The 19,845-nt window shown below is 60.7% G+C and carries 24 protein-coding genes and 1 tRNA gene; 5 read left to right on the forward strand and 20 right to left on the reverse strand.

What is annotated here, in order from left to right; genetic code table 11:
• Positions 1-423: 423 nt before the first annotated feature.
• Positions 424-951 (forward strand): hypothetical protein, encoded by a 528-nt coding sequence (locus tag AUL30_RS19600; RefSeq protein WP_157069787.1) that lies wholly within the window; start codon positions 424-426, stop codon positions 949-951.
• Positions 952-1,026: 75 nt separating this feature from the next.
• On the opposite strand, the gene AUL30_RS00300 is transcribed toward AUL30_RS19600, so the two are convergent.
• The 10 genes from AUL30_RS00300 to AUL30_RS00345 form a co-directional block, all read right to left on the reverse strand.
• A complete protein-coding gene (locus AUL30_RS00300; protein WP_062225650.1) occupies positions 1,027-3,678 on the reverse strand; it encodes a TIGR02594 family protein in 2,652 nt (883 codons plus the stop codon).
• Between the two features lie 240 nt (positions 3,679-3,918).
• Positions 3,919-4,755 carry a hypothetical protein gene (locus AUL30_RS00310; RefSeq protein WP_062225652.1) on the reverse strand — a complete coding sequence of 279 codons (837 nt, stop codon included), beginning with the start codon at positions 4,753-4,755 and terminating at the stop codon, positions 3,919-3,921.
• On the reverse strand, positions 4,755-6,353 hold the full coding sequence (locus tag AUL30_RS00315) for a terminase large subunit (protein ID WP_062225654.1): 1,599 nt from the start codon (positions 6,351-6,353) through the stop codon (positions 4,755-4,757). Before AUL30_RS00315 ends, AUL30_RS00310 begins: the two co-directional genes overlap by 1 nt.
• Positions 6,328-6,702, reverse strand: a complete 375-nt coding sequence (locus AUL30_RS00320; RefSeq protein ID WP_062225658.1) for a phage terminase small subunit P27 family — start codon at positions 6,700-6,702, stop codon at positions 6,328-6,330. The genes AUL30_RS00315 and AUL30_RS00320 overlap by 26 nt, the downstream gene beginning before the upstream one ends.
• Positions 6,703-7,162: 460 nt before the next feature.
• Entirely contained in the window at positions 7,163-7,477 is a 315-nt protein-coding gene (locus AUL30_RS00325; protein ID WP_062225661.1) for a phage head closure protein, read from the reverse strand.
• A gap of 2 nt (positions 7,478-7,479) precedes the next feature.
• Entirely contained in the window at positions 7,480-8,037 is a 558-nt protein-coding gene (locus AUL30_RS00330) for a head-tail connector protein (RefSeq protein ID WP_062225670.1), read from the reverse strand.
• A 55-nt stretch (positions 8,038-8,092) separates the two neighbouring features.
• Positions 8,093-8,269, reverse strand: a complete 177-nt coding sequence (locus tag AUL30_RS19605) for a hypothetical protein (protein ID WP_157069788.1) — start codon at positions 8,267-8,269, stop codon at positions 8,093-8,095.
• Positions 8,269-9,414 carry a phage major capsid protein gene (locus tag AUL30_RS00335; protein ID WP_062225676.1) on the reverse strand — a complete coding sequence of 382 codons (1,146 nt, stop codon included), beginning with the start codon at positions 9,412-9,414 and terminating at the stop codon, positions 8,269-8,271. Before AUL30_RS00335 ends, AUL30_RS19605 begins: the two co-directional genes overlap by 1 nt.
• Positions 9,411-9,917 (reverse strand): HK97 family phage prohead protease, encoded by a 507-nt coding sequence (locus AUL30_RS00340; protein ID WP_062225680.1) that lies wholly within the window; start codon positions 9,915-9,917, stop codon positions 9,411-9,413. Before AUL30_RS00340 ends, AUL30_RS00335 begins: the two co-directional genes overlap by 4 nt.
• On the reverse strand, positions 9,917-11,113 hold the full coding sequence (locus tag AUL30_RS00345) for a phage portal protein (RefSeq protein ID WP_083507569.1): 1,197 nt from the start codon (positions 11,111-11,113) through the stop codon (positions 9,917-9,919). Before AUL30_RS00345 ends, AUL30_RS00340 begins: the two co-directional genes overlap by 1 nt.
• A gap of 82 nt (positions 11,114-11,195) precedes the next feature.
• Between AUL30_RS00345 and AUL30_RS00350 the strand changes: the two genes are divergently transcribed.
• Positions 11,196-11,726, forward strand: a complete 531-nt coding sequence (locus AUL30_RS00350) for a hypothetical protein (RefSeq protein WP_062225684.1) — start codon at positions 11,196-11,198, stop codon at positions 11,724-11,726.
• Between the two features lie 135 nt (positions 11,727-11,861).
• Here AUL30_RS00350 and AUL30_RS00355 read toward each other — a convergent pair whose 3' ends face one another.
• From AUL30_RS00355 to AUL30_RS19610, 8 genes are all read right to left on the reverse strand, one after another.
• Complete coding sequence (locus AUL30_RS00355) at positions 11,862-12,143, reverse strand: hypothetical protein (protein ID WP_062225686.1); 282 nt, start codon at positions 12,141-12,143, stop codon at positions 11,862-11,864.
• The gene (locus AUL30_RS00360) at positions 12,140-12,418 is read right to left on the reverse strand and encodes a DUF6074 family protein (RefSeq protein ID WP_062225688.1); all 279 of its coding nucleotides are present in this window, start codon (positions 12,416-12,418) and stop codon (positions 12,140-12,142) included. Before AUL30_RS00360 ends, AUL30_RS00355 begins: the two co-directional genes overlap by 4 nt.
• Positions 12,408-13,004: a helix-turn-helix domain-containing protein gene (locus tag AUL30_RS00365; RefSeq protein ID WP_062225690.1), complete on the reverse strand. Its 597-nt coding sequence runs from the start codon at positions 13,002-13,004 to the stop codon at positions 12,408-12,410. The genes AUL30_RS00360 and AUL30_RS00365 overlap by 11 nt, the downstream gene beginning before the upstream one ends.
• Positions 13,001-13,417 carry a hypothetical protein gene (locus tag AUL30_RS00370; RefSeq protein WP_062225692.1) on the reverse strand — a complete coding sequence of 139 codons (417 nt, stop codon included), beginning with the start codon at positions 13,415-13,417 and terminating at the stop codon, positions 13,001-13,003. The genes AUL30_RS00365 and AUL30_RS00370 overlap by 4 nt, the downstream gene beginning before the upstream one ends.
• The gene (locus AUL30_RS19895; protein WP_192842982.1) at positions 13,414-13,587 is read right to left on the reverse strand and encodes a hypothetical protein; all 174 of its coding nucleotides are present in this window, start codon (positions 13,585-13,587) and stop codon (positions 13,414-13,416) included. Before AUL30_RS19895 ends, AUL30_RS00370 begins: the two co-directional genes overlap by 4 nt.
• 112 nt (positions 13,588-13,699) lie before the next feature.
• Positions 13,700-13,903 carry a hypothetical protein gene (locus AUL30_RS00375; RefSeq protein WP_062225694.1) on the reverse strand — a complete coding sequence of 68 codons (204 nt, stop codon included), beginning with the start codon at positions 13,901-13,903 and terminating at the stop codon, positions 13,700-13,702.
• Complete coding sequence (locus AUL30_RS00380; protein ID WP_062225696.1) at positions 13,900-14,457, reverse strand: hypothetical protein; 558 nt, start codon at positions 14,455-14,457, stop codon at positions 13,900-13,902. Before AUL30_RS00380 ends, AUL30_RS00375 begins: the two co-directional genes overlap by 4 nt.
• A 206-nt stretch (positions 14,458-14,663) precedes the next feature.
• Positions 14,664-14,870, reverse strand: a complete 207-nt coding sequence (locus AUL30_RS19610) for a DNA-binding protein (protein WP_157069791.1) — start codon at positions 14,868-14,870, stop codon at positions 14,664-14,666.
• A gap of 100 nt (positions 14,871-14,970) precedes the next feature.
• On the opposite strand from AUL30_RS19610, the gene AUL30_RS00385 reads away from it, so the two are divergent.
• From AUL30_RS00385 to AUL30_RS00395, 3 genes are all read left to right on the forward strand, one after another.
• Positions 14,971-15,612, forward strand: coding sequence for a hypothetical protein (locus tag AUL30_RS00385; protein WP_062225698.1), 642 nt, complete (start codon positions 14,971-14,973; stop codon positions 15,610-15,612).
• On the forward strand, positions 15,609-16,760 hold the full coding sequence (locus AUL30_RS00390; protein ID WP_062225700.1) for a tyrosine-type recombinase/integrase: 1,152 nt from the start codon (positions 15,609-15,611) through the stop codon (positions 16,758-16,760). Before AUL30_RS00385 ends, AUL30_RS00390 begins: the two co-directional genes overlap by 4 nt.
• A gap of 79 nt (positions 16,761-16,839) precedes the next feature.
• A tRNA-Ser gene (locus tag AUL30_RS00395) sits at positions 16,840-16,929 on the forward strand.
• A 244-nt stretch (positions 16,930-17,173) separates the two neighbouring features.
• Here the strand turns inward: AUL30_RS00395 and AUL30_RS00400 are convergent.
• Positions 17,174-18,589, reverse strand: a complete 1,416-nt coding sequence (locus AUL30_RS00400) for an alpha/beta hydrolase family protein (RefSeq protein ID WP_202814466.1) — start codon at positions 18,587-18,589, stop codon at positions 17,174-17,176.
• 212 nt (positions 18,590-18,801) lie between these two features.
• Entirely contained in the window at positions 18,802-19,830 is a 1,029-nt protein-coding gene (locus AUL30_RS00405) for a methionine synthase (protein ID WP_062225702.1), read from the reverse strand.
• Between the last annotated feature and the right edge of the window lie 15 nt (positions 19,831-19,845).

Here is a 19,845-nt window from a genome sequence, read left to right on the forward strand (position 1 = left end):
CATAAGGCCGCGAGCGTCTTCGAACAGATTGACGTAGCGAACCTCATGGCGCTAAACACCGCCTCACAAGGCTTTTGCTGCACGCGCAATTCGCTGCGGCAGGCGCATGGAAGCCTTGGAAGGGTGGCCGAGTGGTTTAAGGCAGCGGTCTTGAAATTCGGTTGCGGGCGTGTCGCTCTATACCTTCGGATGACCGCATAGCCCGATTTGCAGGGCCTTACACGCCAGTGCGTCCAGCTCTGTATGATGCTGTATCGTGCGCTGCTACCGAGTTGGGTAGCAAAATGGTAGCACGATGTTCTCTCCACGTTCTCCTTGGTCCGAGCGTCTGCGTTCGTCTCGACAGCTGGACGCATACGGACATGTTGATTGACGAACCAATCTCTACGCTGGCATTCTTGTCTCAAACGGGAGCGCCAAACTATGCCCAATATCCTTCGCAAACCATTGATTAAGCCGCTTCGTGAGATCCAGATTGGCGAGCTGTTTAAAATGCCGTTGCGTAACAGCTGGGCCCTATGCCTTTTGCTGGACGAAGCGGGCCCACGCCGACTTTTAGGGATCATATCTAGCCCGGAGGCCGGTCATCCCTTTTTCTTACGAGCTGAAAACGATATGATCGCCTGCGTCTCTTATGGCTCGGAGTGGGTGATCGATCCTGAAGCCGGGGAAGAGAGCTTCGTTCACCCGCACTTCTTCGAGGATGAGATCGGTACTATCCGGATAAGTGCCGACGACGCTTGGATGCGATTTGATCCGCCCCTTGGGGTCAATGATTTTGATATGGGGAACTTCAGCCTTCTTGGGCATGGAGAGTTTGATAGAAACACACAGGCAGTACCTTATCGCCAATGGTCGATCTGGCAGTCTGACGAAGAACGGAACTCTCGGCACGGTCAGCCGCTCGTACGGATAGTAGGTCGTAGCGCCAGACCGGACGTCCAACCCTAGCAAGGGTCAATCGCGTCAAGTTGAGGCGATTGAATGCAGCTAGGAACGGTCGAAGGCCAATTGTCTACAGGCATGTCAGCGGCTCGCTAGTCTGGGACGCGCCCCGAAGCCTTGTCGGAGGGCATTGTTCGTTTCAGTGCCGCGCGTGGAGAGCTTCTGAGCGACGGCCTTATCAAGAATGACCGACATGCTTCCGTCCGGCTGACGCTCCGTACGAGCATCCGCCTGCACACCAGTATTGTTCACGACGTTCAGGTTGATCTCCGGCGCGCCACCTGTTCGGACGACTGTAAGGCTAGGAGCCGACAGCGATGGCATAGCAACCGCACCACCGCCAGCGTAGCCTCTCCTGCCAAGCCGCATGCCTTCAACAGCGGCTACCCCGCCCGCCCTGGCAACATCGTCCTGCGACCAGACCACCTCTCCTTTGTGCACGATGCCGGCAGGCTGCCGAACGCCACCGGGACCTGTGTAGCCACCTGAAGAAAACAAGCCGCCGACACCTTTTGAGATGGCCGATGAAGCTAGGGGTGATCGACCGCCACCACCAAGGCCGCCGAACAGGCTTTGAAGCAGGCCATCGAAGGCCATATCCAGAAGCTTGTCGGCAATCCGGCCAAGAACATTCTCGAAGGCCTCGGCAGCCGACTTGCCTGCCAGAAGGTCCTGAGCAAAGCCCTTGAACGCGCCCTCCGCGAGGTCTGACAATATTGCCTGCGTTTCAGCTAGGCGCTGGCTGGCGACTTCCGCATCAGCCATGCCCTGCGCGAGGAGGGAAAGTTGCTCTCGCTGCTCGTCAGACAGCTCTATCCCGGCTTGCTGAGCCTGATTGAGCAAATCCTGCTCGTAGCGCTGCGCAGCGGCCTGCTCTGCGGTCAAGGTGCGTTGCTGCGCCTCTGTCTGAAGCTGGACGATGTATTCCGCGCCTGTGGCGAGGATCTGCCGATACGACTGATCTTGCTCTAGCGCAGCCTGCGTCACTTCACGACGACGCTCCAACTCGGCAGTAAGGCCTTCGGTCAATCCTTCACGCTCTGCGCCGGGGATTGAGCGGAAGCCTAGCACCCGATCGCGGTCGTAAGTCTGCGTGTTGACCCCGTTGGACTGGTTCCCGCCGAGAACTCGAACGTTGCCCTTTTCATCATAGCCTTCGAAGAAGCCGACATGACCCTGCGCAGCGTTGTTGCCCCTGGACAGAACCACAATATCGCCCCGGCGGGGGTCATTCGTGGCCTCGCCGTAGTTCATGAACGATCGCGCCGCGAGCGATCCCGTGCCGGGCAGGCCATTGGCCGCGAGGGCGGCGTTTACAAATGCCGCGCACCAGGCGGTCATGCGTGGATCGATGTTGACGTTTGCCTGCTTGAAGAAGCTGGAAAGAATGTTGGCATCTCGCCCTTCCGTGGCGCCAGTAAACCCACGAGCGGTCAGATACGGGGCAGAGGCCAAGCGCTCGCGCTTCTTCTTACCGGCCTCGCCTTCGACCTCGTAATCGTCGACCGACACCGCGTCGGCCGGAACTACGATCTTGCCGAGACGGACCTCGGCCTGTGGGATACCGCCGGGGCGAACCCTGCCGCCGCGATCCGATAAGCTGCCACCAAACCTGGCATTCATCGTGTCGGACGTGTCTTGTTCCTGCCGCTCGCGGCGCATCTGGGCGCTTTCGATATGAAGTATCGAATTCGGGGTCGTCAGCCAGTCCGGCAGCTTGCGGATGAGGCTGTCCACGACGCCGCCACTATCGTTGATCTCGGAGATCCGCAGAGCCCAGTCCTTCGCCGAGATGGATGCGTTATTGAAGGCGGTGACGATCCCCTCCAGGGCGCCCGTGATGCCTTCGAGCGTCTTGACCGCCTGGGCGACATCGATGCCGTTCAGGGTGTCGACTACCATGTCGACGACGGCTGACATAGCCCGCCCGGCTTCGGTGCTTTCGTTGAACCGGGTGGCGAGGTCGGTGAAGGCGTTATTGAGACGCGTCATCGATTGGCCGATCGTCGACGAACTGCCCTCAAGCTGCTTCGCCATGACCGGGGCGCCGACGTTGACCGCGTCAAAGAACGCTCGCGAGGACAGACGGCCATCGAGCATCAGCTTGCGCAACTGGGCGACCGATCCACCCGCTTCCTTAATGCCGATTGCGGCAGCCTGTGCGATGGTCGGCGCGCCTTCCAGTATTGAGTTGAACTCTTCCGCCCGCACCACACCGCCGCCAAGTGCCTGCGAAAGCTGGAGCAACGCGCCGCTGGCTTCCTCGGCGCTCGTGCCGCCGACGCGCAGGAGCGTTGCAACGCTGTCCGTGAAGGTCATGAGCTGGCCGGACGAAACGCCCAACTCCTTTTGCGAGCGGGCAACACGGCTATAGAGGGTGACGAGGGTTTCGAGCGGTGCGGCGTTGCGCTGCGCGGCGGCGTACAACTGCCCGTACACTTGCGTGAGCGCCTTGCCCTCCAGGCCGACAACCTTCAGGGCATTCTCAACCCGCGTCGCGCTGTCGATGAACTGGCCCGCAGTCCGGATTGTGAACGCGCCGGCAAGGCCGGCGGCAGCACCGCGCGCCATGTTCACAAAACGCTGGTTGACGTTGCGGGCCATGGTCCCCGCACGCTTTTCAATTGCACCGAGTTCTCGATCGGCCGTGTTGCGGCCTTTGCGCATCTCGCGTTCAAGCTGGTTAATGCGGGCTTCAACGTTGATGAGCAGACGTTCGGCTTCAACGGCCATTGTGTTCGTCCTCCTTCGAACTACAGACCGGTACGGCCGCTTTCAGGCATGCAACTGTAAACTCGCGCAAATCCTCGACGCGGCCCATGGCCACCGCCGCGGCTACTAATTCCCTGATGCAGAGCCGTGGATCGCAATCGTAAGTTCGCATAGCCGTTACTGTTCTTTCGACGATCCGGTAGGGAACGTCAGGCTTGTACAGGCGCTCAACCATGAGCGCAGAAATGTCTATCGCGTTGCTCATTCGGCTGCCTCGCATTGAAAAATGGACTTCCCGCCACTTCGTATGGCGCTGAAAAAGCACGACTTCGAGCAGAACGCGCTCTTGCTTTTGCGGTCTTTGCGAGGTCGGGGGACGAAGAGACCGCCGCAGTAGCCGCAGGCCTGCTCGTTCTTCCGCGCATGTTCAGCCCTCCGCCAGTCGTACCCGCATCGCGGTGTGCAAAACTCGACACGGGGCAGTCCCTGGAATGGCGTCTGACAGTGCTTGCATGGACGCACCTCCATCCGTGCCTTGTAGCGTGCAGCCTGCGCTCGGATTTTCTCCGGGTTGGCTCGCGACCACGCCTTGACGAGCGCGTTCATTTTGTCGCGGTTGTCGCGCTGCCATTCACGTTTGCGCGTGATGCTCGCGCATTCCTCGCAGCAATGAGTACCGCGGTGGAACTCTTCGAGGATGCCGCCGCATCCGGCGCAATGGCGATGACGCCACGATGTCGGATCAGGCTCGCGGTATTCCGGCTGCCCTTGGAGCCACGAAGGCCTTTTGGCACCAATTTTCCCCAGTGCGATACGAACTACTTCAAGGGCGTTGGCATCAGCGTCAGCCCATGTGAAGCCCCGGGAGATCAGCAATACCCGTACCGCATACCGGCATGTGCCCTCGAACTGGAACATGGTCGGCTGACCGATGCGAAGGATTGGAATGATCGTCTCGACCATTGCCGCGGTCTTCCTCTCGCCAAGTGCGCGCTTTTGCTCGGCAGCTCGGCGAATGGCCTTCGCTTGCTCTTTCTCCTCCAGCTTGATTTGGAAGTTACGGAGGTACCTCATGGTTTCGGGAGTCAACTGAAGCATCAGAACACCAGCAGCCCTTCTGGGCGCGCATCAGCATCAGCGTAAACGCTTCTGCCACTGTCACCCTCTGTGGCGCGAGCTACTGCCATCGCGGCAGCAACTGCGCCGTCAATCCGATCCTTGCTCTTGCCCTTGTGGAAGCTCTTGTTGCCGGCCTTGTCGATCTCGACCGCGACGTTGTCGAAGCACCACCGCAGGACCGGGTTGCCGTCATGCCGGAAGCGCCGACCAATAATGACGCGCTCCAGCTCAGCAATTGCCGGCGCCATAGTCCGCCACCCCTGGCGCATCTCGACGACCGGATAGCCATCCTCAGCGAGCGGTACGCTGATCTGTCGGGCATAGGCTGGATCGAAGGCTATTTCCCGAACCTCGAACCGGACGCACAATTCGCGGATGAATTGCTCGACAGCGCGATAGTCGATGACGTTGCCGGGCGTTGGAATGATGCGCCCCTCTTCTGCCCAGCGGGGATATGGAACACCATCACGATCGGCGCGGGCACGAAGGTTTTCCTCCGGCACAAAGAACCAGGCCATGACGCGGTGGCTGTCGTCGCCATCTGGAAAGCTCGCCACGATAGCAGTGAGATCCGTGGTCAATGAGGCGTCGACTGCGATCCAACACGGCTCATTCTCAAGATCGGCTTCGTCGATCGCCTCCGCGCCCTCGTCGTAGATCGCCATCTCGACGAATGGATCGGCAGAGTGATCGAGCCAGACATTCAAGTGCAGCTGGCGGAAAGCTTCGCGATCTGCAGGCTTGTTCTCAGCCTCACGGGCAAGTTGGCGGAGGCCTTCGATATCCGGGAAGCCGTTCGCAAGTCCGGGATTAACGCGGTGCCACACTTCCTCGTCGCGCCAATTGGCGTCAGCAGGCGTCTCGAATAGGATCGGCAGTGTCGCGGGGTCGTCGATCTCCCCGCGCGCTACCTTGCGGGCATAGTCGATCGTGTCGAATGCGATGTTCTCCTGGCCGCGTCCTGCCGTGGTAATGACGACAAGGAGCGAGCCCGGCACTTTCACGAGGCCAGTTCGGATGACATCCCACAGCTCGCGTTTCTTCCAGGCGTGCAACTCGTCAACCAGTGCGAAGGTCGGGGTGCGCCCGTGCTGTGTTCCAGCATCCGCCGATAGGGCTTCAAGCACCGCTCCCGACTTCGGATGCGAGAGCCGGTTTTTGTAGCTCTGGAAGCCCATCTTCGAGGCAATGCGTTTATCGGCCCGGACGATGCCGACCGCTTCCTCGTAAGCAATGCGAGCCTGCTTACGATCAGCGGCGGCAATGTTCGCCTGACCACCATTCAGACGCTCTGGACCGATAGTGTGGAGGAGACCAAGTGCCGCCCCCAGCGAGGTCTTCCGGTTTCCACGGGGCAAAAGGATGATGACGTTGCGTACGATCCGCCGACCGTTCGAATGGCATGGCCCGTAGATGCGCCTGACAATCCGCTCCTGCCATTCCGGCAGCTCGAATGCTCGCCCAGCCAGGCGGCTTTTTGGGTGACGCAAAATACGAAGAAAATCGACGGCACGCTGGCCATAACCGAAGGGGTCGTCGATCTCTGAGCCGTCAAAGATCCAGGTCGGCAAGCTCATCGTCTTCTCCCTCCTCTCGCATAGAGGGACGGGAGCGGCTGACTGGCGTCAGGCCCAGTTCAGATGCAAGCTGGCGGGCAGTCTGCATGGCCGCGTTCTGCATGCGGAACAGCGCTGGCGTGATTTCCTCGGCTTGGATAAGCCGCTCGATCTCACGAACACGACCGGTGCAGATGCAATAGTTCTCGACGCTTCCGAGATCAGCCGTCGTCAGGATGCGGCGCTTAACGAGAGCCGGCATGACCCGCTTCCATTCTTTTTTGGCGTCTGCAGTCAGGTGAGAAGGCGCTGCTGGCGTCCGATCAATGGCCGTATTGTCGATGACGAGACGGGGTTTGGTGCCTCTCATTTGCTGGCACCTCCAGATGAAAAACTGAATTCTTCCCGATCTCGCGCAATTGGGGGAGGGCGGTCCTGCGGCGACTGACGAAAGTCCGCGACCACCCCCGGTCCTGTGGGGCGTCGTCCGAAGCCACCTTCTTCACGGACTGCTTTTCGACTGTTGCAGCCTCGCGCCATCGGCTGCCAGTTTGATCGCGACCAAAAGAGCGACTGATCGCCTTTGTGAGCCTTCACGTGATCGACCACGTCAGCCGCTCGTCCACATCCGCAAGCGCATTGCCTGTTCTCTGGACGGGCGAGGAAAGCCTTGCTCTCTCGTTCCCACTTGCTGTTGTAACCACGGGCACGTGCGGAGGGCCTGCGAGCATCGGCTTCGGCAGCATTGCGGGATGCACAGGCTGGGCAGCCTCGACCGCGGTACGGTGGATGACCAGCGGGGCAGAGCTTGGGAGCGGACCAAGGCATAGTCAGACCCTCGCCGCTGTATGGAGTTCGATACCTTCGCGCCGGCCCAACTCTCGCACATCGTGGATGTTGTGCTCCCGGCCTTCGTACATCACGCGGTCGTCGGTCTTCACCTCAAGCCAGCGAATGCGAAACACGACGCGGCGCTCGTTCTGGACTGCGGACTGCGCGAAGAACTCCCGGCCACTCTCCTGCTTGACGTTCGCCCATACGGTTGCGACGGGAGCCCATCCACGGATCTCGTTTCCATATCCGTCGTCTCCGGTGATCTGCTCCCGCTCTATGACGATCTGCCTGTCGAGGTCTCCGGCGCGCATGGTCAGAAGCTCCACTTACGGTAGGGAGCGATCAGGTCCTCGTAGGCCTGCGGGGTTTCTGATAGCGAGATAGCCGAGGCGGTGACGCTCTCCCGGTGTTCATAGAGATGCGCGACGTGCATGGTGATGGCGGTGCGGATTGGCTCGGGCACATCGTCGGGGGCTTCGCCGAAGCCAGCCACAAATGTGACGACGCGTTCGCCAGCATGGTTTAGATACCAGGAGCCGGTCGACGCGGGCCGGATGACGGTGCCATCCAAGTCGCGGAGGCGATGCACCGTGTAATCCGCTGGGATCAAGCCGGTTATGGATGATACGGCGGAAACCGGGGCCAAGGGGATTTCGATTTCCCTCGACACACGATCCGTTGTGTAGGCCCATGTCTGCGTCAGGAGGCATCGACCGATCTTACCGTAGGGGCCATCGAGGCGCTGGGTGGCCGTCTTCATGAGACGTTCGATCAGTTCGTCTTCGGCAAACCCTGTCACGCGCAGGTGGGCCTTCACCTCGTCGAGGTCGACAGGCAGGCCACGGGGTGCGGTGACAAGGGAAAGCGACATTATGCGTGTCCTTCGCTACGGCAGGTAGCCGGCGCCCGGAGGCGCCAGCGCTTTGTCAGGCTTCGTCGATGGGCTCGGCAGCGTGATCGAAGCGGTGGACATCGCCATCACGGGTGCGGACGAAAGTTGCGCCACCTTCTTCCGTCACGGTCACACCACCCTTGGTTCTCCGCAGCTCCGTCACGAATGCGTCGACGGACTGGTCCGTGGTCTTCGCAGGTTTGCGGGCCATCAGGCGACACCGCGCAGGACTGCGATGGCTTCCGGCATGACCGCTGCTCCACCGACCCGGCGGCGGGCGCGGATCTTGACGATGCCATTGTCTGCCCCCGTGTAGTCGTCACGCATGGTCTGGATGCCGATGCGATCGACGATCTGGTAGCCAGTCTGGAAGTCACCGAAGGCAACCGGGAAGCTGCCGGTGGCGAGGTCCGGCATATCGACCATCTCGACGACGGGCCGACCAAGGAGGGAAGCCGGTGCTCCCTCGGTAAGACCGGGCTGCCAGATGAACGCGCCGTTCGTGTCCTTCAGCCCGCGGATGCTGGCGAGGGTCTTGCGGTTCAGCACCCAGGAGGCGCGCCGCGCATACTCGGTCGGCAGTGCGTAGAAGAGCGCCATTAGGGCATCTACGAAATTCGAGCCGTCAGCTTCGACATCCACCGCCTGATATTCGGCAGCATCTGCAAGGAAGCCCAGCGGCTTGCCGTTCCCATCGCCATTGACGAAGGCTGCGGCCTCCATCTTGGCAAACTCGCGGGCGATGTGGTTTCGCAGGAAGGCCTCTAGGTCGACGAAGCTGTCTTCGAGGAGCTGCTGCGAGACCGGGACGATCACCGCCTGCTCGTGAACCTTGATCGTCTGCTGATCGAAGGTCGGCTCCGAGACCGGGCGCGGGCCGGTCTCCGTCACCCAGCCCGGCTGAACGTTAGACGCCAGCTTCGGGATCACCACCTCGGTCGTGCCGATCGACATGATGTTGGCGATCGTGCGCATCGGCGACTGTTCGCTGATGCCCTGAAGGATGCGGGTCGAAAATTCCGGGGCGACGACATAGCCGCCCGCCGGATTGGAGCCCATGTTCAGCGCCTTCTTCTCGACCTCGTCGAGGGCGTGGATGCCGGAGCGGAGGAAGCTTGCCAGGGCCTTCTTCTCGATCTCCTCGTCCTGCTTGACGGGACCGTCGCCAGCAGGGCGATTGGCCTTCGTCTCGAGCTTCCTCAGCCGCTCATCGAGCTTGGCGGTGTCGGACTTTGTCTCGACTTCCTTCAGCCGCTCATCGACGGTCTTCTGCAGATCTTCGAGGCTTTTCGTGACGATCTCGACGGGATCTCCATCGTCGCCCTTGAACTCAACAGGAGGCATGTGGCGGGTCATGTGCGTAGTCCTTTCATCGCCTGGGAGGCGCGGTTGATGGCCTCGGCGATGCCTTGGGCCGCGTCGAAGGATTTGGAGTGGGTGATCCGTGCATCCGGGTGCGAAGGCTCACGGACGATCGAGACCTCGACGAGCTCGATTGCGGAAAGGATGCGGTTGCGTCCGCTACGGGTGGAGCCACGGTCGCGAAAGCCGATGGACAGGCCATTGAGGCGGCCGGTCAGGATCTGCGAACGCACGCCGCGTGCCTGCATGGACTTGAGGTCCAATCGGCCCTTCACGTGCAGCCCATCGTCACGCTCTTCGATCGAGGTCCATAGGCCGATCAAGGCGTCGGTGTCGTGGTTGCGAAGCATCGGAAGCTCTGTCACCGGCAGGCGAAGCGCACCTTTGCGGATGATGTCACCGGCCCGGTCCGGGGTGGCATACGGCCAGGCGATGCCCTCGATCGTCCCATCCTCGTCGACGGCAAGCTGCTTGGTCTGGATATCAAGGCGATCCATCAGGCGTTTCCCTCGACGGGTGGTGTGCCGGCGCCGTTCGGATTGATGTGCGGGTTATCGTATGTGTCGCCGCCGAACCGAGGCGGCAGGCCAAGCCAGTCGCGACCCTCGTTCGGGTTCAGGACACGCGAGGCGATCAGTCCGTTGATGGCAGTGGCGCGGGCGGTCAGGTCGACGGCGGTGAAGTCGTCGCGGTCGAAGCGGATGCGGTGGCTTCCACGTTCCTCCGCGGTGAAAAGCGCCCGGCGCATAGCCCCCTCCAAGGGGCGAAGCCAGAACTCCAGTCCCGCAAGCCATTCCTTCTGCGCCGACTCCATGTTCGCCCAAGTCTGGCGCTCGAAATCGTAGAGCGCGCTGGGCGGCACTCGGAAGTGGCGGCCGATCTCCAGAATGGCAAACTGCCACGTAGCAATGGTTTCACTGTCCACGCTATTGAAGGCCAGAGGGGTCCAGTCGCCATTCTCTTCGAGAACTGCCGTTCGACCGGAGTTACCGGCACCACCATGAGCGGCTTCCCAGCTCGCCTTGATGCGTGGCGCTGTATCGGCTCCGAGCTTGCCAGGAAACTTCAGGATGCCGGAAGGACGGGCACCGCGGGCGAACAGACTGCCGACATGGCGTTCCAGCTTGGCGGCTACGCCGATAGCGCCTGATGCGAGGGACAGGGGGCAACGTGTGAAGGGGCCGCGAAGGTGGATCACCTCGCCAAGGGACACTTCCCGGTTGCCGATTTTGTAGGTTGGCTCCTGCCGGCCATCGCTCGAATAGTCGACCGTGAATGACCCTTGCGCGTAGTGGACGATCTCGACCGGAGAGCCGTCACGCTTGTTCACCCAGGCAAGCCCACCCTCGTTCTGTGTCAGCGCGGAAGTAACGAGGTCGCGGATCAGGGAGTAGGTGTCGCTCCAGTCGTTCGGAGCATCGGCCAGGAGCTGCGCAACAGGATGATCGTCTGCCGACACCCAGCCGTCGCTTCCACGTCGCTCGACCATCAGGCCCAGGGAGGCGATCGAGCCGGAGATGAGGGATATTGCGGAAGCGACGGCGGGAACTTCGAGGGCTTGTCGGCCGGTCACGGCATAATCCGTAACGGCACCGCCACCAAACAACTCGAAAAGCCAATCCGCCGGCACGGAAGTGCCAGAGGGGGCTTTCGTTTCTACTGGTTCAGGGTGATAGAAGAGTGGCCAGCGCATGACAACCAATATGGAGTCATCATTCCCGCGCGTATCGTGGTTTAACCAAGGATTTCATGGGTTTAAGGGGTGATTGGCGCAGATGCAATATAGTGACGTAGTCTTCGAGTTAGTGAAGCTGCTCTTGCAGGCCGGTTTTGCCTTATTCGTCGCGTGGCGCGCGGTGCAGTGGGCCCTTGAAAGATACAAAGCTGAGAAGCACTGGGAACGACAATTGAGCGCCTATTCGGACATCGTATCTGCGCTTGGCACCTTGATGAACGTTCTGGCTGAGTGGGAAGATCAGGAAATGACCGGGCGAGGGCCAAGAGGTACCACAGACAGTGACCTTAGGAATTCGTACTGGTCTGCGCGCCGAAAGCTGGAGGAGGTACAGTCAGTCGCCATGCTGGTGCTGCCTAACGAGATGGCCTCGAAGATGAAGGAACTTGTCCAAGCTCTTGCTCGTGTAGACGACGGCAATCATCCTACGGCCTTCGATATGAGGGATGCGGAGTATCGGTTGATTGAAGCAGCCCGTTCCGACTTTGTGGCTCACGGTCGGGTAGATCTTGGCATGGATCGTCACCTTCGCCCCCGTAAGAATTCCAATAGGTCCGCCTCGAAGGCATAGTATCGACCGCCCATCTCCTTCACAGGCGTTCCTGGCTGCTTAGCCAAAGTGTCCCGGACGAAGTCAGGCCCGACGCCGATCCGTTTTGCTATACCGCCCAAGGTCCAGATAATCCGATCCTGTTTCCGGTTGGTTTCAACGGTGCTCATGTGCCTGTCCTTTCTCGCAGAACATGTCTTCCCCGCCAGCATGGAGGCGGGAATGATGCCGCCGACATAGCCATCGGACGGTGAGCGGCTTGGAATAGTCGTCATGGTGCGCATCGACGATCCGGCTGCCGCATACCTCGCATGGACCCTTGACCAGCTTGCCCTGCGTCAGAGCCTTCTGGACTGCGACGTGGGACAGATAGCGGTCGGGGTTCGCCCGCCGCCAGTTGGCCTGCCTCGTGTCGGTCTTGAGCTTCAGTTCCGTCATGCTGCCCCTCCAGTCCCAGCCATGGAGATCCGGGTGACTTCCGCCTGCACGCAACAGGCAAAAGCGTTAACCTCAACTTCGATACGGTTTTCCGGCACGCCGGCCTTTTCCATCTGCCGCCATAGGCCTTCGACAGCCCGCTTCCAGTAATGGGCGGCTTCCCGATCCGTCCGACTGTTGACGATGCGATCCGCCGTGCGCCGTATATGGCCGACCCGCATTCGAGCCGGGAACGGGATGACGATGACGGTTGGCTGGAATAGATCAGGCTGCATCAGAAACATCCTCCCGACCGCCCACCCCAGATGGTAAATTACTTATGCACCGATTATCGGGACAATTGAGGCTCGATTTCGGGTCAAAACCGTCCCGATTTTCATGACACCTGTCCCGATTTTCGGTGCACCCTGTCCCGATTTCCGTGACGGTCTGTCCCGATTTTCGGTGCGGGGTTTTTTTCTTGGTCGGGGGTGGCGTCCAGCCACGATAGTCTCGCGTCGGCTGCTCGCCCATGTATCCCAGCTCGGTCAAACGCCAGAACGTCGCCATGGCGTTTCCATCAATTCCGAGATGGGCGGCTTGGGTGATGCGCAGGAAGCCATGTTCCTGCAACTCCCGAAACCATACCTCGGTAGATGATCTGGACGCGCCCATATCAGCCGCGGCGCGGCGGACGCCGAGATAGATGCGACCGTTGTTCCTACCGTTGTAGTAGCTCTTGACCACGATGTAGAGGCACCTCGCCCCGTAGGACAGCGCCTTCCATGCCGGCTCCTGCATCGTCGGTTTCAGCACCGAAACGAAGGGCTGATTAGGGGCCGCGTCCCAGGCTTCCTTGACTGCCTTGCTTTTCCTGCTCATCGGGCCTTTGCCCCTCTATTCTGTTGCCCCTCCAGTAGGATGAGCTTGGGCGCAATGTTCCTGCGGCGATATTCTGCCAGCCGGCCCTCTAACTCGTCCGGATCGATCCCTTGAAACTGTTCCTCACGGCGATGATTGACCTTCACATCAATACGCCACTCGTCGGGGCGTAGGTCGCCAGTGCGGACCCAGTAGTATTCGACGGTGGTGATGACCGGGGCGAGGCGGACGCGCCGCCCCTCCTTTGCGTTGGCGATCCTGGCGGCGTTGTCGGCACCGATCAGGCGCCTAGCAATGCGCTGGTCATCCTCGCTCAAAACCGAGTGGCCAATTCGGCGACTTGATACGGCGAACAGCTTGGCCCGCATGCGGCGTTCCAGCTCGGACAGGTCTTCATCGTCGAGATTGGTCAATGGGACCTCCCGCGGATGAGCTGCGCCTCGCGGATTGCCACAACGGCATCCACGGCGCTGAGTTTGAACTTCTGCCGGATGGCGGGCACCACGGGGTGCGGCGCCTCCTTCTGCGCGGCAAGCCAAAGGGCTGCCTTCTGAACCTGTGTGTTGCTGAGCTTGTCCGTCATTCGGCGATCTCCGGGGTGATCCACTCGATAGCGACCATGCAGAGCCCCACGATCAGCAGGAGCGGTGCGACCAGAACGGCACGGATGAACAAGGGGACGGGAGGGACGCGGGTCATGCGCGGCCTCCCTTGTCGTAGAAGGCTTCCTCGTAGGACTTCGCGATGCGGTCCATGATCGAATGGAGCTTGCCGGTCAGAAGGCAGACAGCGTTGTGCCGGTCTTTGTCCAGCGTATCCTGACAGAGGTAGTCGTTGATGATTAGGGCGAGGCACTGCCCGTCATAGATATCCTGCTCGCGCTCCTGGAAGCTTCTCATGGCCGGCCTCCCATACGGGTCGCGACCGACAAGCCGAAGCTGAAGGGTTCGGAGAACGCGGGCGCAAAGTTTGCGCTTGCGTTACCTTTCTTCGATCGAGCTTTAGACCGGGCTTCTGCCGCAACGTTTTCACAGACTGCCTGCTGATGCCCTCGGTCATCCTTGGACTGAAAGTGCTGGTAGACCGCCAGCTGCTCGTGCACCTCGTGCAAGGCTTCTTCATCGCCTATGCCATCTTCGGCAGGGTCCAGTTCCCGGTCGGTGTCGAAGGTCTGGCCCATGCGCTGGCCTTCATTCGTCCAGCCAATTTCCGGCTCGTCGTCGGAGCTGTCGCCCTCGCGCTCATCGTAGCCATCGTTCTCGATGTCAGCGCCGTCTTCCAGGTCACAATCGCCGTCGAGGTCGTCCAGCAGCTGGATAAGCGCCTCGATATGGGCCTCGACCTCGGCACGGCGGCGCCGGCCAGCCGCGGTTTCCCGACGCTTGCGCCCAGGTTTCCGTTTCGTTCCTGTTGCAACTTTATCCACAGTAGTGCTATTTACGGGCATGTTCATACCTCGACTTTGACTGGGTTGGGTTTGAAATCGGGTCCGGAGAGGTTGCCGCCTCTACCGGGCCTTTCTTTTTCCGGAAGACGTTCACAGGATCGTCCTCCTGTCTTGCTGACGGCGGATGATTGATCCTGCCTGCCGCTGATCTTTCCTGAGCCTTCGTCGAAACCGCCAAACCCAGATCCGATAGCGGATGTGGGTCAGCCAGATCATGCGGCGATACCGAAGGCAGTTCTCAGGCCAAGCTGCTGTGCGACTTGAGAGACTGGAACGACCATGCGCCGCCCGATTTTGATCGTCGGGATATCGCCGCGACGTGCTGCCTCGTAGGCACCGTTTCGTTCCAGACCGTAAAAAACTTTCCCTGCGTCCGGCACCGAAATGGTCGCCCGCTCCAACGCTTCCTGTATGGTCATCTTCTGTCCCTTTGTGTTAGTAACGTGCTGACGTTACCACCTTTTGGGACGATAGCAAACGTTTCGTGCTAACTTTATCACGAAACCTGGGGGCGATCTGATGGCGCGACCGAAGCTGAGCGATGGGGATACCCAACGGCTACAACTGAAGATTGGTGACGACGAGCTGCGGGAGATTGAGGACTGGCGTTTTGCTAATCGCATTCAATCGCGCAGCGAGGCAGTTCGGCGCCTCTGCAAGATCGGCTTGCTCGTCGATGAGGTGATCGATGTGGCGGTGGATGCGTCGGAGAAATTGACGGACGCTACATACGACAACTACCGGTATGCTGCCGATTGGGAGGAGTGGCTGCAGGATAATGGTGACGACGACGGCGCGATTGATGCCTCGGTCACCAACCTCGCTTCATATGCGGAGACCATAAGCGATCTGTCCAAGATCGTCCGCAACATGATTGTCGGCATCCACAACGGGATTGCGCCCCTAGCTGACGCTAAGGACCTGAACGAAGCAACAGCGCGGTCGAAAAAGAACCTCGAAGATGTCGCCGCTACTCTTGAGAATATTTACAAAAGAATGGATGAGCGTGAGGACAATTACCTGTTCTCACTAGTGTTCCAGCGGATGAGTGTGGGGCAGCGAGCCGCTTATCAAAAGCTCAGCGAACCTGAACAGGATGCTTTCTGGGCAACTGAGAAGCAGAAGTTGCGCGACGAAATGGGCGGAGAAAATCAGAAATGAAAGGCTCCATCCGCGAACGCTCTCCGGGTCATTGGGCAATCATCCTCGACGTGCCAGATCCAGAAAATGGTAGGCGCAGACGCAAATGGCATAGCTTCCGAGGAACAAAGCGCGAGGCGCAGTCGGAATGTGCGCGGCTTATCACGCAGCTGAAGCACGGCGGCTACACGGAGCCGACGAAGACCACGCTTGCCCAATTTCTCGACCGGTGGATCGAGCATGAGGCGTCCAGCGTGTCGCCCAAAACGCTGGAGCGCTACGCCGAGATCGCCCGCAAGAACATCGTGCCGCTGATCGGATCGACCACCCTGGCCAAGCTCAAGACAGGCGAAATCGACGCCGCGTGGACCAAAGCCCTCGCAACGGGTCGCAGGGACGGGAAGGGGGGATTGGCGCCGCGCACCGTTCACCATATGCGGCGAGTGCTGATCAAAGCTCTCAACCAGGCGGTCGTGTGGGAGATGATCGCAAAGAACCCGGCCGCCTTGTCCAAGCCGCCGAAGGTCGAGCGGAAGGCGATGAGCGCGTACGGCGCGGCAACGACAGCGCAGCTCTTGGACGCGGTCCGGGGGACGCGCATCTACGTGCCAGTGTTGCTGGCGGTCATGTGCGGGCTGCGGCGGGGCGAGATCGTGGCGATGCGCTGGGCGAACGTCGACCTGGAGGGCCGGCGGCTTGCCGTGGTCGAAACTGCGGAGCAGACAAAGGGAGAAGTCAGGCGGAAGGAAACCAAGTCGGGGCGTGGCCGCGTGATCGATCTGTCCGCTTCAACCGTCGAGGAACTGCGCAAGCACCGCGTCGCACAGGCGGAGGAACAGCTGCAGCTCGGCATTCGTCCGGACGACAATTCGTTCGTGGTGGCGCAGATCGACGGGAAGCCGCTCCAACCGAACTCGCTGACCCATGAATGGACGCGGATTTTGGCAAAGACCGCCTTGCCCCGTATCCGCTTCCATGACCTGCGCCATAGCCACGCCACGCAGATGCTGGCCGCCGGCATCCATCCCAAGGTCGCGCAGGAGAGGTTGGGCCACAGCACGATTGCGATCACCCTGGACATCTACAGCCACGTCATGCCGGGCATGGGAGCAGACGCTGCAGAGCAGGTTGACGCTGCGATCCGCAAAGCGGTAAAGACCGCCTCGTAAGGCGTTCGGTAGCAATTCGGTAGCAACAGCCCAAAATAGATTGGCTTGGAAGCCGAAAAAGCTAACGATTACAAGCGCTGGAAGGGTGGCCGAGTGGTTTAAGGCAGCGGTCTTGAAAACCGCCGTGCGGGAGACCGTACCGTGGGTTCGAATCCCACCCCTTCCGCCAAACACAGCCGGTTGCCCTTCATACTGCGATCTCCCAGCCAAAACGGCAGTCCGCCGGCGGAGGTAAAAGCCGCCGATGTTACGCTGCGACCCGATACACTGTGGACGCCACAACGAGCTTTCAACCCTGGAATTTTCGGTCGGCTAGCGATGGCGCCTGTTCATCGATGGCGCGGGCGTCTGACGCGCCCCTTCTGTGGACTGATCTTTGCAGGCGCCGGGTCACCCGCCTGCTCTACAGCCTCCTACCGACCGGCTTTCACCAGCGCACTGAACCAGTCCGACGCATTCTTGTTGCCGCCGAGTGTGTCCTTATCTCCATACAGGCCGGCGAGGAATGTTGCCCGGTGGCTGGCATTGGCGATCGGCACGGGAATGGCCAGTTCGCCGCCGGCCGAGAGGGCTCGGGCCACCATTTCGGGATGGATCGCCTCATCGGCGAGGCCGAAGTGGAAGTGGATGGGGCTATCGTAGTTCCAGTAGGATGCGACGCCGCCCGCAAGGTGCCGGATGAAGGCGCTGTTTCGTTCGTCGGTGAAGCGCTCCATGAACCCGTCGACGAGCAGATCCGAATTGGTCGGGATCGGCGTGCCGGGCGCAAATTGCAGCGAGTAGTCGGTCCAGTATTTTCGTGCGAGCGATCTGTACTGCGGTCGCACCGCCGCTTCGATCAGCCCGTCGAGCCCGTATTGGAGTTCGAAGCTGCCGAGGAGGATGATGATGCAGAACGCAATCCACGACGGCGGGGGCGGATAGCTGGTCGTGCCTTCGGGAAGCGCGAAGGTGTCACGGCCGGTCCAGAAGCGAAACGACTGAATCGGATCGTTGAACGGGCTGGCGACGGCACTGGCCTCGATGGCCACGCCACGGCTGCGAAGGGACTGGTGCAGCCACAGCGTGTTGATCGCCCCTTGGGACCATCCATGGAGAAAGAGTTTGCCGGGGGCGACGCCTACTTGCGAAAGGGCCGCCAGCCCGGCATTGAGCACGTCCGTGCATGTCTGCGTGGTGACGCCCTTGACGATGTAGGCCTCGCCCCGCCCGTTGCGCAGTGGCCCCTTGCCGACATAGTCGGCTGCGATCACGGCAAACCCACGCGCAGCAAAACGCTGAACGTTGAAGAGGGTTTCGAGCGAGTCCGCTGCGTCGGAAAGCTCATAGGTCTTGTCGGCCATCAGGGTCAGGTTGGAAGGAACCTGATCGAAGGACAGGATCGTGCCATGCTGCCATGAAACGACCGGCAGCGGGCCGACGCTGTCTACGGGAAGGGCAAGCAGCCCGGTTACCTCCAGCACTTCGCCGGTTTCTGGCACCGTCGTGGTCGTCACGATCCGATAGAGTTGCACGTCGCGCTGTGCACCCTGCGTAGCCGGATCGAAGTCGGGAAGAACCGGCCCTGCATTAAAAAGCGGGAAGGCTTTTGCGACCGCGTCATCGAGCCGCTTCGCAGACACTTGCGTACCCGCTTCGAGGCGAAACGGCGGAGTGTTCGGGGCGGAGATGGGCACCGTTGTGGTGTCAGCCTTGGCTGCGCCGGCGGTGATGAGCCCTGCCGACAGTGCCCCCACGCCAAGGAGCAGGCTGCGCCGCGACGGCCCGGCAGACGCCGGGCAAAGCTCATCCGACGGCACGACGCCGGGATGCATGTTCTCACCGTTCATCGCGTAGCACCCAGAATGAAGACCATCGGACAAGTGTTTCCAAGAAGGCGTGACGAGCCCCAAGTCCCCGCCATCATCGAAGGGGGCTCGAGGAGGTAATGTTGACCTCGATCCGTCTGCTTTGCCAACGCCAAATCGCGGGATAATCAACGGAGCATCTGGTCGCCCCGGCTTAAACGCAAAAAGCCGGTTCACAGCCGATCAAGCCGGCATCAGGCCGACAATTCCCGCCGGACGATCTCGGCCCCGGTGCTGAGGGCCCGGAGCTTGGCGTTGGCGATTGGCCGGGGCAGGGGCGCCATGCCGCAGTTGGTGCAGGGGTGCAGCTTGTCGGCATCCACGAACTGCAGGGCCTTTCGCAGCGTTGCAGCAACGTCCTCCGGCGTTTCGACGACATGGGAGGCGACGTCGATGGCGCCGACCATCACCTTCTTGCCGCGGATCAGCTCGATCAGATCCATCGGAACGTGAGAGTTGTGACATTCCAGCGAGATCAAGTCGATGCGCGATTTTTGCAGCCTGGGGAATGTCTTCTCATAGTGCCGCCATTCCGATCCGAGCGTGCTCTTCCAATCCGTATTGGCCTTGATGCCGTAGCCGTAGCAGATATGGACGGCCGTCTCGCAGGAGAGGCCTTGCGCGGCCCGCTCCAGGGCAGCGACGCCCCAATCGTTGACCTCGTCGAAGAAGACGTTGAAGGCCGGTTCGTCGAACTGGATGATGTCGACGCCGGCCGCCTCGAGTTCCTTAGCCTCTTCGTTCAGGAGTTCGGCAAACCGCCAGGCCAGTGCCTCGCGGCTTTTGTAATGGGCATCGAAGAGGGTATCGATCATCGTCATCGGGCCGGGCAGGGCCCACTTGATCGGCTGTTCGGTATGCTGGCGCAGGAACCTGGCATCCTCTACGAAGACCGGCCCCGGCCGCGATACGTCGCCGACCACGGTTGGCACCCGCGCATCGTATCGATTGCGGATTCGCACGGTTTGCTTCCTTTGCAGATCGACGCCGTCGAGATGCTCGATAAAGGTCGTCACGAAATGCTGGCGGGTCTGTTCGCCGTCGCTCACAATGTCGATCCCGGCACGCTCCTGATCGGCAAGGGACAAGCGGAGGGCATCCTGTTTGCCTTGGACCAGTTCCGCGCCGCCCAGTTTCCAAGGGGACCAGAGTGTTTCCGGCTCGGCCAGCCAGGATGGCTTCGGCAGGCTGCCCGCCGTCGATGTGGGAAGACGTTTGATCATTGGGTGTATCCTTGG

This window comes from Aureimonas frigidaquae (genome assembly GCF_001463905.1).
In the GTDB taxonomy this organism is placed as follows: domain Bacteria; phylum Pseudomonadota; class Alphaproteobacteria; order Rhizobiales; family Rhizobiaceae; genus Aureimonas; species Aureimonas frigidaquae.